The organism is Mesorhizobium sp. M6A.T.Ce.TU.016.01.1.1 (genome assembly GCF_003997065.1).
GTDB classification, from domain to species: domain Bacteria; phylum Pseudomonadota; class Alphaproteobacteria; order Rhizobiales; family Rhizobiaceae; genus Mesorhizobium; species Mesorhizobium mediterraneum.
In genome coordinates this window covers 26,821-42,137 of the sequence record NZ_RZTJ01000009.1, presented here as the reverse complement: position 1 = coordinate 42,137, position 15,317 = coordinate 26,821, and the positions used below count along the sequence as shown (strand labels likewise).

The 15,317-nt window shown below is 61.8% G+C and carries 13 protein-coding genes, 1 tRNA gene and 1 pseudogene; 10 read left to right on the top strand and 5 right to left on the bottom strand.

Features of this window, described 5'->3' with window-relative positions:
* The first annotated feature begins 2 nt into the window (after positions 1-2).
* From nuoN to EOC94_RS17890, 8 genes are all read left to right on the top strand, one after another.
* Positions 3-1,439: an NADH-quinone oxidoreductase subunit NuoN gene (gene nuoN / locus EOC94_RS17925; protein ID WP_095483446.1), complete on the top strand. Its 1,437-nt coding sequence runs from the start codon at positions 3-5 to the stop codon at positions 1,437-1,439.
* A 4-nt stretch (positions 1,440-1,443) separates the two neighbouring features.
* Positions 1,444-2,265: a biotin--[acetyl-CoA-carboxylase] ligase gene (locus EOC94_RS17920; RefSeq protein WP_127292259.1), complete on the top strand. Its 822-nt coding sequence runs from the start codon at positions 1,444-1,446 to the stop codon at positions 2,263-2,265.
* A gap of 50 nt (positions 2,266-2,315) precedes the next feature.
* Positions 2,316-3,986: a ribonuclease J gene (locus EOC94_RS17915; RefSeq protein WP_095483448.1), complete on the top strand. Its 1,671-nt coding sequence runs from the start codon at positions 2,316-2,318 to the stop codon at positions 3,984-3,986.
* Positions 3,987-4,124: 138 nt separating this feature from the next.
* Complete coding sequence (gene mce, locus EOC94_RS17910; RefSeq protein ID WP_095483449.1) at positions 4,125-4,529, top strand: methylmalonyl-CoA epimerase; 405 nt, start codon at positions 4,125-4,127, stop codon at positions 4,527-4,529.
* Positions 4,526-4,810 carry a DUF1467 family protein gene (locus EOC94_RS17905; protein WP_095483450.1) on the top strand — a complete coding sequence of 95 codons (285 nt, stop codon included), beginning with the start codon at positions 4,526-4,528 and terminating at the stop codon, positions 4,808-4,810. The genes mce and EOC94_RS17905 overlap by 4 nt, the downstream gene beginning before the upstream one ends.
* A gap of 628 nt (positions 4,811-5,438) precedes the next feature.
* Positions 5,439-6,767 (top strand): proline--tRNA ligase, encoded by a 1,329-nt coding sequence (proS, locus tag EOC94_RS17900; RefSeq protein ID WP_127292256.1) that lies wholly within the window; start codon positions 5,439-5,441, stop codon positions 6,765-6,767.
* Complete coding sequence (locus tag EOC94_RS17895; RefSeq protein ID WP_127292254.1) at positions 6,764-8,050, top strand: lipoprotein-releasing ABC transporter permease subunit; 1,287 nt, start codon at positions 6,764-6,766, stop codon at positions 8,048-8,050. Before proS ends, EOC94_RS17895 begins: the two co-directional genes overlap by 4 nt.
* Positions 8,047-8,730: an ABC transporter ATP-binding protein gene (locus EOC94_RS17890; protein WP_185928275.1), complete on the top strand. Its 684-nt coding sequence runs from the start codon at positions 8,047-8,049 to the stop codon at positions 8,728-8,730. The genes EOC94_RS17895 and EOC94_RS17890 overlap by 4 nt, the downstream gene beginning before the upstream one ends.
* Positions 8,731-9,129: 399 nt before the next feature.
* Here EOC94_RS17890 and lipB read toward each other — a convergent pair whose 3' ends face one another.
* Entirely contained in the window at positions 9,130-9,873 is a 744-nt protein-coding gene (lipB, locus tag EOC94_RS17885) for a lipoyl(octanoyl) transferase LipB (RefSeq protein ID WP_127292252.1), read from the bottom strand.
* Positions 9,874-10,155: 282 nt separating this feature from the next.
* Between lipB and EOC94_RS17880 the strand changes: the two genes are divergently transcribed.
* Positions 10,156-10,240, top strand: a tRNA-Leu gene (locus tag EOC94_RS17880).
* Positions 10,241-10,262: 22 nt separating this feature from the next.
* Here EOC94_RS17880 and EOC94_RS17875 read toward each other — a convergent pair.
* Positions 10,263-10,577, bottom strand: a pseudogene (locus tag EOC94_RS17875) (tyrosine-type recombinase/integrase); the annotation flags it as partial.
* Between the two features lie 205 nt (positions 10,578-10,782).
* Entirely contained in the window at positions 10,783-11,862 is a 1,080-nt protein-coding gene (locus EOC94_RS34130; protein ID WP_185928274.1) for a helix-turn-helix domain-containing protein, read from the bottom strand.
* Positions 11,863-12,151: 289 nt separating this feature from the next.
* Here EOC94_RS34130 and EOC94_RS17855 point away from each other — a divergent pair, with 289 nt between their 5' ends.
* Positions 12,152-13,912, top strand: coding sequence for a hypothetical protein (locus EOC94_RS17855; protein ID WP_127292242.1), 1,761 nt, complete (start codon positions 12,152-12,154; stop codon positions 13,910-13,912).
* A 6-nt stretch (positions 13,913-13,918) separates the two neighbouring features.
* Here the strand turns inward: EOC94_RS17855 and EOC94_RS17850 are convergent, their stop codons facing one another.
* Together EOC94_RS17850 and EOC94_RS17845 are read right to left on the bottom strand one after the other, a co-directional pair.
* Positions 13,919-14,299, bottom strand: coding sequence for a DUF1622 domain-containing protein (locus tag EOC94_RS17850; RefSeq protein WP_127292239.1), 381 nt, complete (start codon positions 14,297-14,299; stop codon positions 13,919-13,921).
* Entirely contained in the window at positions 14,296-15,216 is a 921-nt protein-coding gene (locus EOC94_RS17845; RefSeq protein WP_127292526.1) for a formylglycine-generating enzyme family protein, read from the bottom strand. The genes EOC94_RS17850 and EOC94_RS17845 overlap by 4 nt, the downstream gene beginning before the upstream one ends.
* Between the last annotated feature and the right edge of the window lie 101 nt (positions 15,217-15,317).

The window sequence follows — 15,317 nt, the reverse complement described above, 5'->3', positions numbered from 1 at the left end:
CCATGACGCCGGACCTTCTCTCCAGCCTGTCGCTCTCGACACCAGAGCTGATCCTTGCCATCGGCGCCCTGGCGCTCCTGATGCTCGGCGCCTATTCGCGCGCCAACACCACCACAACGGTGAGCGGCCTTGCCGTCGCCGTCCTGGTGGTTGCCGGCGTCTGGACGATCTTTTCCACCGGGCAGGGCTACGCCTACGGCGAAGCCTTCGTCCAGGATCCCTTCGCCCGCTTCATGAAGGTGCTGGCGCTGATCGGGTCGGCGGTGACACTGGTCATGTCGATGCGCTTCGCCAAGGCGGAGCATTTCGACAAGTTCGAATATCCGGTGCTGATCCTGCTGTGCACGCTCGGCATGATGCTGATGATCTCGGCCAACGGCATGATCGGGCTTTATCTCGGCCTCGAATTGCAGTCGCTGGCGATCTACGTGCTGGCGGCGATCAACCGGGACAATCTGCGCTCGACCGAGGCGGGGTTGAAGTATTTCGTTCTCGGCGCGCTGTCGTCGGGCATGCTGCTTTACGGCATCAGCCTCGTCTATGGCTACACCGGCAACACCGGGTTCCAGGAAATCGCCACGGCGTTGGGCGGCGGCGAGCGGCAGCTTGGCCTCGTCTTCGGCCTGGTCTTCGTGCTGGCCGGCCTCGCCTTCAAGATATCGGCGGTGCCCTTCCACATGTGGACGCCCGACGTCTATGAAGGCGCGCCGACGCCGGTGACGGCCTTCCTCGCTGCCGCGCCGAAGATGGCGGCGATGGCGCTGATCGTGCGCGTCACCATGGGCGCGTTCAAGCCGATCGCCGCCGACTGGCAGCAGATCATCGTCTTCATCTCGATCGCCTCGATGGCGCTGGGCGCCTTCGCGGCCATCGGCCAGACCAACATCAAGCGGCTGATGGCCTATTCCTCCATCGGCCATATGGGCTACGCGCTGGTTGGCCTCGCCGCCAACAGCCAGGCCGGCGTGCGCGGCGTCGCCATCTATATGCTGATCTATCTGGTGATGACGCTCGGCACCTTCGCCTTCATCCTCGCCATGCGGCGCAAGGAAGGCAATGTCGAGCAGATCAGCGATCTCGCCGGCCTGTCGTCGACCAATCCGATCATGGCGACGATCCTCACCATCCTGATGTTCTCTCTGGCCGGCATCCCGCCGCTCGCCGGCTTCTGGGGGAAGTGGTACGTGTTCCTCGCCGCCATCAACGCCAACCTCTACGCACTGGCGATCATCGGCGTGCTAGCCTCGGTGGTGGGTGCCTATTATTATCTGCGCATCATCAAGATCATGTGGTTCGACGAACCGGTCGGCGGCTTTGTGCCGATGGCGACCGAGCTTCGCGTCGTGCTCGGCGTCTGCGGCGCCTTCGTGCTGTTCTACGTGCTGATCGGCGGGCCGATCGGCACCTATGCCGAAGCCGCCGCCAAGACATTTTTCTGACGCGATGGCATTTCGGCTGGCTCCAACAGCGGCCTCGGAAGGGTTCCGGCTCGAGGCACATGACACGGTCGGTTCCACCAATGCGCTGGCGCTGGATCATGCGCGGGCCGGGGACCCGGGAAAGCTCTGGGTCGTTTCAAAGAAACAGGAAAGCGGGCGTGGCCGGCGCGGCCGGGTCTGGGCGACGCCCGAGGGCAATCTAGCGGCGACGCTGCTGGTGGTCACCAATGCCGAGCTTCGCTTGGCCGCGACGCTCGGCTTCGTCGCCGGCCTGGCGCTGGCCGATGCGCTCGACGCCGTCATGCCGAAGGGCAAGATCGCAATCGGCCTCGACGGCGGCAGCGATGGGAAGAACCGTTTCGAACTCAAATGGCCGAACGATGTGCTCGCCTCCGGCGCCAAGCTTGCCGGCATCCTGCTGGAATCGGCGATACTCGAAGGCGATCGCTTCGCGGTGGCGGTGGGCATCGGTGTCAATGTTGTGGCTTATCCCAACGATTTGCCCTATCCCGCGACATCGCTTAGCGCGCTGGGTGCTGCTTGCGATGCCGAGACATTGTTTCTGGCGCTGTCGGATGCCTGGAGCGAGAATGCGCGGCTGTGGAACGAGGGGCGCGGGCTTTCCGCCGTCAGGCAGCGCTGGCTGGCGCGCGCGGCAGGGCTTGGCGGGCAGGTTGCTGTCAGAATTGACGGTAATGTGGTGCGCGGCACGTTCGAGACCATTGACGAGGACTGCCGTTTCGTGATCCGCGACGATGAGGGTTCGGTTCTGACGATCGCCGCCGGCGATGTGCATTTTGGCGCGGTCGCGTCGGCTCAGGTTTGACGGGCCTAGATTAGACGGGCCTGGTTTGACCGGCCAGGAAAGGAAAGATCATGGCGAAAGCTGAAAACGCCGAACTCGTCTTCGTGCCGCTCGGCGGCGTCGGCGAGATCGGCATGAACTTCGCCCTCTATGGCTACGGCCCGGCCAATGCGCGCGAATGGATTGTCGTCGATGTCGGCGTCACCTTTCCCGATGCCAGCCTGCCTGGCGTCGACCTGGTGCTGCCCGACACGCGCTTCATCGAGGAGAACATCGCCAATCTGCGCGGCATCGTCATCACGCACGCGCATGAGGACCATTACGGCGCGCTGCTCGACACATGGCCGAAGCTCAAGGCGCCGGTCTGGATGACGCCGTTCGGCGCCGGATTGCTGGAAGCCAAGCGGCAAGGCGAGCAGGGCGCACCGAAGATCCCGTTGACGATCTACCGGGCCGGCGAAAAATTCACCATCGGCCCGTTCGAGATCGAGGCGATTCCCGTCGCGCATTCTATTCCTGAACCGATGTCGCTGGCGATCACCTCGCCGGCCGGCACCGTCATCCACACCGGCGACTGGAAGATCGATCCGGCGCCGACGATCGGACCGATGACCGACGAGGCCCGCTTCCGCGCCTATGGCGACAAGGGCGTGCTGGCGCTGATCTGCGATTCCACCAATGCGCTGCGGGAAGGGGAGTCGCCATCGGAAGTGGCGGTAGGTGAGGGCCTCAGGGGTGTCATCCAGAGCGCCAAGGGCCGCGTCGCGGTCACCACTTTTTCCTCCAATGTCGGGCGCATCGTCTCCATTGCCAAGGCGGCTAGGGATGCCGGCCGCCAGTGCCTGGTGCTTGGCCGCTCGCTGAAACGCGTCATCGATGTTGCTGGTGAGCTCGGCTACATGGACGGGCTGCCCGAATTCATCGCCGAGGAGGATTTTGGCTTCATCCCGCGTGAAAACCTCGTCATCATCTGCACCGGCAGCCAGGGCGAGCCGCTTGCGGCATTGGCGAAACTGTCGCGCGACGAGATGAAATCAGTGTCGCTGACAGCAGGCGACACGGTGGTGTTTTCCTCGCGCACCATTCCCGGCAACGAGAAGGGGATTCTCGAGATCAAGAACCGCCTGATCGATCTCGGCATCAAGATCATCGAGGACGGCGATGCGCTGGTGCATGTCTCCGGCCATCCACGCCGCAGCGAGTTGCGCAAGATGTATGAATGGGTTCGGCCGCAGATCGGCGTCCCCGTGCATGGCGAGGCGGCGCATCTGGTGGCGCAGGGGTCGCTGATGTCGGTGTCCGGCATCAGCCAGGTGGCGCAGGTGCGCGACGGCGACATGCTGCGGCTCTATCCGGGTGCTGCCACGATCATCGACCAGGTGCCGTTCGGCCGCATCTACAAGGACGGCAGGCTGATCGGCACCGACCAGGCAATGGGCATCCGCGACCGGCGCAAGCTGTCCTTTGCCGGCCATGTCGCGGTCAATGTCGTGCTCGACGACAAATATGAGCTCGCCGGCGATCCCGATCTGGTCGCCATCGGCGTCGCCGAGGCCGATGCGCGCGGCGAGAGCCTGGAAGACCTGATGATCGATGCGGCAATCGGCGCCGTGGACTCCATCCCCCGTCAGCGCCGAAAAGACCTCGACCTCGTGCAGGAGGCGGTGCGCCGCGCCGTCCGCGGCGCCGCCAACGAAGCCTGGGGCAAGAAGCCGCTGGTGACAGTGTTCGTCACGCGGTGACGAACAAGGGAGTAGGGGAGTAGGGGAGTGGGGCAGTACGGGAGTAGGGAAGAGCAAAAAAGCTCGCACGCCTCAATGTCTTTTTCCCTACTCCCCTACTGCCTTATTCCCCTACTCCCCTAACTTTCGGAGCACCCTATGCTCGGACGCCTGAACCATGTCGCGCTTGCCGTGCCGGATCTTGCCGCGGCGACAGCGGCCTATCGCGACACGCTCGGCGCTCGGGTGACCGCACCGCAGGCGCTGCCGGAACATGGCGTGACGGTGGTGTTCGTCGATGTCGGCAACACCAAGATCGAATTGCTGGAGCCGCTCGGCGAGGGTTCGCCGATCGCGGCATTCCTCGAGAAGAACCCCTCGGGCGGCATGCATCATGTCTGTTATGAGGTCGACGACATTCTTGCCGCGCGTGATCACCTCAAGGCCAGCGGCGCCCGCGTCCTGGGCGACGGCAACCCGAAGACCGGCGCGCATGGCAAGCCGGTGCTGTTCCTGCATCCCAAGGATTTCTTCGGCACGCTGGTCGAACTGGAGCAAGCATGAGCTGGGTTTCGTTTATCGCCCTGTTCTTCATCACATGGTGGGTGGTGCTGTTCGCCGTCCTGCCGTTCAGCATGAGGACGCAGGACGAGGATCAGGACGTGACGCTGGGCACTGTACACAGCGCGCCGCGCGGACCGCATATGCTGCGCGCCGTGCTGCGGACGACGATCGTCACGATGGTTCTTCTTGGCATCTTCTATGGCATCACGAGGGGGCTCGGCCTCGGCATCGACGATATCCCGCACATCGTGCCGGATTTTAGCCAGAGCCCCAAGAGTTAGCATAACCGGCGACGCACTATTCGTCGCCCTGAACGCGAGTGCCGATGGGGGCAAAACAAAGCCGGCTTCCGGATTTGTCACGCTGCCGCGAGAGCGCCACGCGCTCCAAGGGATTAGTATTTACGCGCGTCAATTTCTTGCTTTAGCGGCCGCGCACCTTCGGGCGACACGTCTGGATAAAGCGATTTGGCAGTACGTCGTGCTAACCAAATGATTGCACAAAAAAAATGCAAGGCACAAGGCCTTGCAATTTAAACGCGTCCGATCTGTTTCCGGTGTCCGGCGGCAGCGAGTAACCGCGCCTAGATCGCATCCTCCCAAGACTTTGACCGCGTAGGAGGGCAGATTTCTTTCCGCCCTCTCGGTTATCGGGGCACATTAGACCAAGGCGGGTGAAAATGTCACGCAGAATTTTGCCTGGAAATAGGCAATCTCGTGCTGCACTGCACAATAGTGTGGCAAGCGTTGCTTGCGAAACGACCAGCAAGGCGGATGCGGCACTGCGGCACCCTTTGCGGCGCTTGGGGGGCGGGTTTCCATTCCGTCATGAAATGGCTATGAAGCCGGGGCAAGCAAGCCCAGCGCTGCGCCGATTCCGGTGCGGTAACTCTCTCTCACGGACCAGTCCATGCGTTTGTCGCGCTATTTCCTGCCTATCCTCAAAGAAAACCCGCGCGAGGCCGAAATCGTCTCGCACCGGCTGATGCTACGCGCCGGCATGATCCGCCAGCAGGGGCAAGGCAGTTTTTCCTGGCTGCCGCTCGGCAAAAGGGTGCTGGACAAGGTCTGCCGGATCATTCGCGAGGAGCAGAACCGCGCCGGCGCGCTCGAGATCCTGATGCCGACCATCCAGTCCGCCGAGCTGTGGCGCGAAAGCGGCCGCTATGACGATTATGGCAAGGAGATGCTGCGCATCAAGGACCGGCAAGATCGGGACATGCTCTATGGGCCGACCAACGAGGAGATGGTCACCGAGATTTTCCGCGCCTATGTGAAGTCGTACAAGGATCTGCCGCTCAATCTCTATCACATCCAGTGGAAGTTCCGCGACGAGGTGCGGCCGCGCTTCGGCGTCATGCGCAGCAGAGAGTTCCTGATGAAGGACGCCTATTCCTTCGATCTCGACTTCGAAAGCGCCAGGGCGGCCTATAACAGGATGTTCGTGTCCTATCTCAGGACGTTCACGCGCATGGGATTGCAGGCGATCCCGATGCGTGCCGACACCGGGCCGATCGGCGGCGACCTCAGCCACGAATTCATCATCCTGGCCGACACCGGCGAGAGCCAGGTCTATTGCCATCGCGATTATCTCGCTCTGGCGGTGCCGGGCGCGGACACCGACTTCTCCAACGACGACGCGATCGGCGATATCGTCAAGACATGGACGACGCCCTATGCCGCGACCGACGAGATGCACGACGAGGCGGCGTGGGAGAAGGTTGCGACGAGCGACCGTGTCTCGGCGCGCGGCATCGAGGTCGGCCACATCTTCCATTTCGGCGACAAATATTCGAAGCCGATGGGCGCCAAGGTGACCGGGCCCGACGGCAAGGATCATTTTGCCTCCGGGGGTTCCTACGGCATCGGCCCGACCCGGCTGGTCGCGGCGATCATCGAGGCCAGCCATGACGACAACGGCATCATCTGGCCGGAGGCGGTGGCGCCTTTCGACATCGGTCTGATCAATATGAAAGCCGGTGACGCCGAGTGCGACCGCGTCTGCGATGAGCTCCATGCGGCGTTTGTCGCCGCCGGCAAGGACGTGCTCTACGACGACACCGACCAGCGGCCGGGCGGCAAATTCGCCACCGCCGACCTGATCGGTCTGCCGTGGCAGGTGATCGTCGGGCCGCGCGGCGTGGCGGCCGGCGAGATCGAGATCAAGAACCGCAGGACCGGCGAGCGTGAGACGCTGCCGATCGCAGACGTGAAGAAGCGTTTCGGTTCTGCCGCATGAGCGAAGCCGCAGTAGCGAAACCCCTGGCCGCCGGACCCTTTTCCGTCTTCGAACGCATGGTCGCGTGGCGCTATCTGCGTTCGCGCCGCAAGGAGACGGTGATCTCCGTCATTGCCTCGATCTCCTTCCTCGGCATCATGCTGGGCGTCGCCACGCTTATCGTCGTGATGGCCGTCATGAACGGGTTTCGCGCCGAACTGTTGACGCGCATCCTCGGCGTCAATGGCCATCTGATCGTGCAGCCGCTTGACATGCCGCTGGAGGACTATGCGCAGGTTGCCGGCCGCATCAATGGCGTGCCCGGCGTCAAATACGCTATTCCGCTGATCGACGGGCAGGTGCTGGCGCAAGGCAATGTCGGCGGCGGGTCAGGAGCGCTGGTGCGTGGCATCCGCGGCGAGGATCTGGGCAAGATTTCGATCGTCGCCAACAATATCAAGCAGGGCTCGATCGCTGGCTTCGACACAAGCGAGAGCGTCGCCATCGGCAGCCGCATGGCCGAGAATCTCGGTCTTGTGCTCGGCGACACCATCACGCTGATCGCGCCCGACGGCGACGTGACGCCGCTCGGCACGACACCGCGCATGAAGGGCTACCCGGTCACGGCGATCTTCGAGGTCGGCATGTCGGAATATGACAGCTCCATCGTCTACATGCCGTTTTCGGAAGCGCAGCTTTATTTCAACATGGATGGCCGGGCGCAGACCATCGAGCTCTATGTCGACAATCCCGACAATGTCGACGCGCTGAAGCCGAAGATCGAGGAGGCGTCGCAGCGGCCGATCACCATGGTCGACTGGCGAGAACGCAACAGGACATTCTTCGATGCGCTGCAGGTGGAGCGCAACGTCATGTTCATGATCCTGACGCTGATCGTGCTGGTGGCGGCGCTCAACATCATTTCGGGCCTGATCATGCTGGTGAAGGACAAGGGCCACGACATCGCCATCCTGCGCACCATGGGGGCCACGCGCGGCGCGATCCTGCGCATCTTCCTGATGACGGGCGCGGCGATCGGCGTGGTGGGCACCATCGCCGGCGTGCTGCTCGGCGTTGTAATCTGCCTGAACGTCGAGCGAATCCGCCAGTTCTTCTCCTGGCTGGCCGGCGAGAGGCTGTTCAATCCCGAGCTCTATTTCCTGAGCCAGCTGCCTGCCCGCATGGACGCCAGCGAGACGATCTCGGTGGTGCTCATGGCGCTGGTGCTGTCGTTCCTGGCGACGCTGTTTCCGGCATGGCGCGCGGCCAGGCTCGATCCGGTCGAAGCGCTGAGGTACGAATGATGGCCGAGGCCATTATCGAGCTGAAGAGCGTCGAGCGGCACTATGTCCAGGGCCCGCGCAAGCTGACGATCCTCAATGGCGCCGATTTTTCGCTGAAGCGCGGCGAGATCGTGGCGCTGGTGGCGCCTTCGGGCACCGGCAAATCGACGCTGCTGCACACCGCCGGACTGCTGGAGCGGCCAGACGCCGGCGATGTCATTCTGGCCGGCCGCGCCTGCGGGCGGCTTTCCGACGACGAGCGCACGGCGATCCGCCGCAACGATGTCGGCTTCGTCTATCAGTTCCATCACCTGCTGCCGGAGTTCACGGCGCTGGAAAACATCATGATGCCGCAGCTGATAAAAGGGCTGACGCGCAAGGAGGCTGCCGAGCGTTCGGCGCAACTGCTCGACTACATGCAGATCGGCAAGCGCGCGCAGCATCGCCCCTCGGAATTGTCCGGCGGCGAGCAGCAGCGCGTCGCCATCGCGCGCGCCGTCGCCAATGCGCCGCTGGTGCTGCTGGCAGACGAGCCGACCGGCAACCTAGACCCGGTCACCGCCTCTTATGTGTTCGAGGCGCTGAGCGCGCTGGTCCGGCAATCGGGCCTGGCGGCGCTGATCGCCACCCACAATCACGAGCTTGCCTCGCGCATGGACCGTCGTGTCACGCTGGCCGACGGCAAGGTTGTTCCGCTTTAGGTGTATCGATATTCAGGTGATGCCGGCCTGACCTGAATCTCCACACTTGGCGACTGACTATCAGCATGCTGTCCGGCTGCATTTTCGCCACACGCAACCAGCGCCGAAAACGGCGGAAATCCGGCTCGCAACCTTTTCTTAACCCTGCCGAACTGAGCGCCCGGACTTTCGCGACACGCTCGGATTGCGGTCGTTGACATTCGAACAAAATTAGAACAAAATACGAACATACTGAAAACAGGAGAGCGTTATGACCGGTCTTGTTCAGGATGTCGTGTCACTGGTGTGCATGAGCACGTTTCTCGTTTCCATGGCAATCTGGATCGGAGCGATGTGAGGCAGCGTGCCCCGTTCTTCACGGGGGGAGGGGCAGCGTCGGAGTTCGGTGGTTCAGCGCTGTCAGCCAGCCTTGCGGGCGGTTTCGACAATCAAAGGCGCCGCCGGTCCGAAGACATCCTCGAATGCGGATTTCAGCGCGAGATCGAGGTCGGCCATCCCCAGGGGAAGACCGAGATCGACAAGGCTGGTAACGCCGTGGTCCTGCACGCCGCACGGCACGATGCCGCTGAAGTGGGCGAGATCCGGCTCGACATTGATGGCGATGCCGTGAAAGCTCACCCAGCGCCTCAGCCTGATGCCGATGGCAGCGATCTTGTCCTCGGCCGGCGATCCGTCTGCCAGGGCGGGGCGATCCGGTCGCACCACCCAGACGCCGACGCGGTCCTCGCGTCGTTCGCCGCGCACGTTGAAGGCGGCGAGCGTGCCGATGATCCATTGTTCAAGTGCCGCGACGAAGGCGCGGACATCCTCGCGCCGACGCTTCAGGTCGAGCATCACATAAGCGACCCGCTGGCCTGGCCCATGATAGGTGTATTCGCCGCCGCGCCCGGCCGCGAACACCGGGAAACGGTCCGGCTCGATCAGGTCCTCGATGCGGGCGCTGGTGCCGGCGGTGTAGAGCGGCGGATGCTCGACCAGCCAGACCATCTCGCCGGCGGCGCCGCTTCGGATCGCTTCGGCGCGCGCCTCCATCACGGCAAGCGCATCCGGATAGGCGGTGAGGCCGGGTTCGATCCGCCATTCGACCGGCGCCGAACCGGGCAGGGGCAGGAACGACGTGGCGATCTGGCTGCGTTCTGTCATGGCGTGTCTCGTCTAAAGCGCGCCGCGTTTGAAGGGAACCGTGGGCACGCTTTAGATTTTTGTTTTATGCATATCGTTGTCCCAAAACCGATGCGCACTTTTGGGCGACATGCATTGGCCTCACATATGGCGGCAATCGGGCGAAACGTCCAGTTCCGGGCGCGTTCCAGCTCTTTGAAGGGTTATGCCGAAGCCCGGGCAATTATTGCGCGACGCGCCCTTGTTTCGCCGGAAACGATTTGCTACACGCCGCGAGCCGGTTCGTTTCGGCTCCTACCACGTGCGGTCGTGGCGGAATTGGTAGACGCGCAGCGTTGAGGTCGCTGTGGGGCAACCCGTGGAAGTTCGAGTCTTCTCGACCGCACCATTCAGTTTTTTAGCCATTGAAATCATTGCGATTTCTCAGACTTTCCCCGCACCACCTCGGCAGGGTGCGGGCGTTGGGCGTTGCCGATCTTTTCCGATGCCTGCATTGCAAGTCGCTTCCGGTCGGCCGTCTTGGTGTAGAGCGAGGCCATCGTTCCGCCCGTCCATACGAATAGGGCTTCGAGTTCGCGCATCGTTACGCCGGCTTCGGCCGCTCTGACGGCGCCGATCTTGCGAACTCCATGCGCTGATTTCTTCACGCCGGCTTCATTGCAGGCTGCCCGGAACATGTTTCCGAACGATTCTTTGGTGAGCGGCCGCCCATTCTCGCCAATGATGCTTCTATACTTGGTGAAGCGATGCATATCTGGCGGGGCTCATTCGCCACGGCCGCAAGCCGACTTGGAGCAAATGGCCTCGCCGGAAGGATAGGAACTCTTTGTTGTATTTCCTCCCAGCAGTGACAGGCTCTTCCCACTGGATTGCGGGTTCGGAGGTTGTCAGTCGGAGGACGCGGATAATGATGTTGAGTAGGGGATCAGTTCATGAGGCTTGCCCAAGACCCGCCGACTGTGTCCCTATGGCTGCGGAGTGTCCATCGTCAGCATGGTCGGCGATCGAGCGGGAAGTTGATCTAAGTGTCTGTGACGGGAATTCGCCAAAAAGTCTTTTATAAAAGGCCGCGAACCTCCCCAGATCGGTAAACCCAAAGTCGAGCGCCGCTCGCGTCACACCAGCATACGCTGGCTCTGCCATAGTCAGTGCACGGTGGACCGCAGACAGGCGCCGCAGCCGCAGGTAGGCCAAGGGGCCTATCCCAAGCGTATGCTGGAAGGCGCGGTGGAGGGTGCGTCGTGACACCATGAGCGCCAGGCACAGTTCCGAGATGTGTACCGGCCGATCGGCTTCGACGCTGTCGACGTAATCTTCGACGTCACGCACCAGTTTTGAGCCACCGGAATACCGTTCTTCCTGCTCGTTCGACATTTCATCTGCAATGCCGGCAATGAAAGCTTCGACCAGCGATCGTTGGAAATAGCGAATCCCTGCCTCGCTGCCAGGAATCACATTGTCTCGCAGTTGCGAAATCTTTTCAGCGATGTCGCGGCAAGCAGATGCCCGCACAGATGGCGGGGGGCGGAACCTGTATATGTTGGTCCAGAACTTTGGATCCTGAAGCACCGGCTCGCCTGTAGCAAAGGTGGCAAATGCCTCTTCGCTGAGCGTGATGGTGGCGTAGCGGGAGCGGCCTGTAAAATGCCCCTCCTGTTCGACCGATTTCGGAAACACAACAATGTCGCCCGGAATGATGTCGTAGTCCCATTGAGAGACCGCGCCGCTGCTCTCCAGCATCATGCCGACCGTCACCAAGCATGGGTTCATCACGCCACGTGCCCGGATATCGGGACCAAAGTCGCCAGTGCTCAGCGAGAGATCACCGATTTGAGCGTGCATCAGCCGACCGTCGAATGTGCCTGGCGCCAGTTGCACGATCTTCAGATCCGCGCCACGCACCGCCTCTCGAAGATCTTCCGTGGTGCGAAGCCTGAAGCTGTGGACGTTGAGCGCGATTGGATCGGCTGAACTGGCCGGCCCGGCAGGTAGAGACTGGCCACTGCCCACGGCAGGACCTGAACTCCGCCTCTCCGATGAAGCGTCACTCCGACCGTTGGACATAGGAATGGCCCGCCAGACCGTCCCCCCAGTTATTCTATAGCATTTCGCGGCATCAATTGCCTATTGATAAGTGTACTGATGGTTAAACTTGGCGTCCTAAATACCTCAGGTTGTATTTCCGCGGCGCAGGTTGTTGTCGCCATCCGTTTGGAGATCATCTGGCACAAAGTGCATAGCGACAGAACTACCGGCGGTTTAACCTGCTTCGCCGGGTTGCAGAGGACGAGCCCGGCCCATGAGCGAGGAGGGCGTCGTGGAGACCACCCACTCAACCGACGTTAAATCGGACCAATATTTAGCGGTTTCTTATGCACGGGCTCGGGAAGAACTTGAGGCGGTTCTTTCGGACCCGCAGTTTCAATGTTCCGAGCGCAATAAGAAGTTCTTGCGCTTCGTTTCCGAAGAGCTTTTTGCCGGGCGCGAGAGCGCACTCAAAGCATACTCCATCGCCGTTGACGTGTTCGGTCGTCCGCCTTCGTTTGACGCGTCGACCGATCCGATCGTTCGTATTGAAGCAACCCGGCTTAGATCAGCCCTTGCCCGCTACTATGAACTGTATGGGCCGAATCGAGAAGTAAGCATCGAGCTTCCGAAGGGCAGGTACGTGCCGGTGTTTTCCCGGCACGTTCAGGAAGCGACCAATTGGGGTGACCACCCAAGTGGTATGCAGCTTCATCCCAGGCTGGCCACGGTGGCGGCATCAAATCGGCGCCCAACGCTCGGCCTAAAAACCATCGTTGCCTTGAAAAAGATCGGCCTCGCCGGGGCAGCCTTGCTTGGCGTGGCGACGTTCGCGGGGTTCCACCTGCTGAGCGGGCTGAACAGCACGACCATTTCTGAAAGGCCATCTCTTTCCATAGACCTCGCACTCGACGGTTCCAACGACAGCGAGGCCGTTGCCCTTCGCGATTCGCTCATGACCGCGCTTTCGAGCTTTAGCTCGCTGCGCCTTTCAACACCGGACATCTATACATCGAGCACAACCGAAGATGCCTCCGTCGCCCCGGACCAGAGCCAGTACCGATTGATTCTGAAATACAGGTCCGACAAGACCGAGAAGTCGGTCTGGTGGCAAGTCGTCGACCAGCAGACGGGTGAAGCTCTCCACTCCGACGATGAGCACATCGGCAGCGATACCGTGTCATCGATCGATCCAGCCGAACTGCTGGTTTCACGGTTGGCTGCCCGCATCGCCTCCTCGAATGGGGTGATCAATACCGTCGAGGGTGCCCAGGATCTGGAAAATCCCACTCTCGGCAACGGTTGCGTGCTGCGGGCAAATCTTGCCCTAAGCATGCAGACGGTGCAGGCCTTGCAGCAAGCAAGGCAATGCCTTGAACGTACACTGGAGCAGCGCCCGTACGATGCCGATGCCCATGCGATGCTGGTCCCCATACTGCTGTCGATCGATCCGCTGGGTGCGCCGACCGGTTTAACTGTAGCCGCCCACGAACATGCCGATCGCGCGGTGGCGCTGGCTCCCCGATCTTCTCGCAGCTTTGGGGCCAAGATGATCGCCGAATTCCGGATAGGTCATATGGAAGCGGCGATATCGGCTGGCCGCAGAGCCATGGCCCTCAATCCTTACGACACGAAGGTAGCTGCGAAGTTCGCCAGGATCCTTTACTCTACTGGAGAGCGGAGCGAGGGGCTGAGGCTCGCAAGAAAGGCCGAGGAATTCGACGGCACGCCGCTGGCGGACGCAGAATTGACGCTCGCCTTGGATGCTTATCGGCAAAAGCAGTTCGGTGAAGTGCTGCTGCGTCTCCGACAGGCGACCCACAGAGAATGTTATCTCGCTGACCTGTTGCTGGCGGCAACGCTGTGGCGCCTCGGGCGAGAAGAAGAAGCATCCGCTATGGTCTCGCATATCCGGCGAACACGCCCCGACTTCGAGCGAAATTTCCAATCCGACATGTCCAGCCGCCGTCTCGATCCACAAATGAGAGCGGAACTTGCACAGGGGTTGCAGCTCGTCGGCCTTCGGCTCCAGTAGGATAGTTTAGAGTGTCGTCGGGACCTTTGCGGTTTGGCCTTCGTGCTGGAGTTCGCGGGCTTCCCGCGCATCACGTTCCAGGAAATAGTTGAGGAATGTACGGATCAAGGCGATTGCCGCGAGGCGGCCGACGTCGTCCCAGCTCGGCGCAACCGAGGTCTCGATGATATCGGCGGCGAGCTGGAATGTCAGGCCGGCGATCAGCCATCTTGCATGGCGCATCCAGACCGAGCGGATGGCGTAGTGACCTTCCGGATGGCTGAGCATCACCCTGATGCCGTTTACGAATGCCTCGAGTGTGCCGGCCAGGATCATGACCAGAGCCAGAAGGTCGATGATTGGCGCGCTGACCTCCGTCAGCCGGCTCAGCCATTCGGAGAGGATCATAGACGGCCTCCCTCCGGACGGACAATGCACCGGAAGCCGAGATGGGAAATCGACGTATCTATCGGCTGCGCCATGCGTGCCGCGGGACGATAGCGCCGGCAATAATTTGGCGCGCACAGATGCGAGCCGCCCTTGGTCACCTTGCGCGGGATTTTCACATCGGGCTGGCGTGGATCGAAACTGGCATCTCGCGCGGCGCCGCGCGGATTTTCCGCCGTACAACAGGGGCTGTCGATCCGGCTGTGTTCCTGGTACCAGTCGGTTGTCCACTGCCAAACGTTTCCAGCCATATCGAAGAGGCCGTAGCCGTTGGCCGGAAACGATCCCACAGGCGCTGTATACTCATATCCATCGTCCAGCGTGTTGCGGTGAGGAAATTCGCCCTGCCAGGTGTTGGCCATATACCGGCCATCGGGCGTGAGTTCGTCGCCCCAGACGTATTCGGCGCCGTCGAGCCCGCCGCGCGCCGCAAACTCCCATTCGGCTTCCGTCGGCAACTCCTTGCCAGCCCAGCTTGCATAGGCCTCGACATCCTCGTAGGCAACATGGACCACCGGGTGATCCGCCAGCTTCCTGATCGAACTGGCGGGGCCCCTCGGATGGCGCCAATTGGCGCCGCGCACATAGACCCACCAGTTGTAGTGGTTGCGCATGTCGACTGGGCCGGTCGGCTTCTTGAACATGGTCGAGGATGGCGAGAGCATGTCCGGCAGGGCGCCGGGATAGTTGTCGGGGTCGGCCGGCTTTTCAGCCAGCGTCACGTAGCCGGTCGAGGCGACGAAGCTTTCGAAATCGGCATTGGTCACGGTAAATCGGTCAATCCAGAAGCCATCCACACTGACACGGTGGATAGGTGCTTCCTCCGGATAGGATTTGTCGGAGCCCATCAGGAACGACCCGCCTGGAATCCACACCATGCCGGGGTAGGGGGCATCGTCGCCGATAGTCTCCTGCTCGCGGTCGATATCGGCCGCCCAGGCGTCGGAATGGTGGTTCATCCTGCTCTCCGGGATTTCCG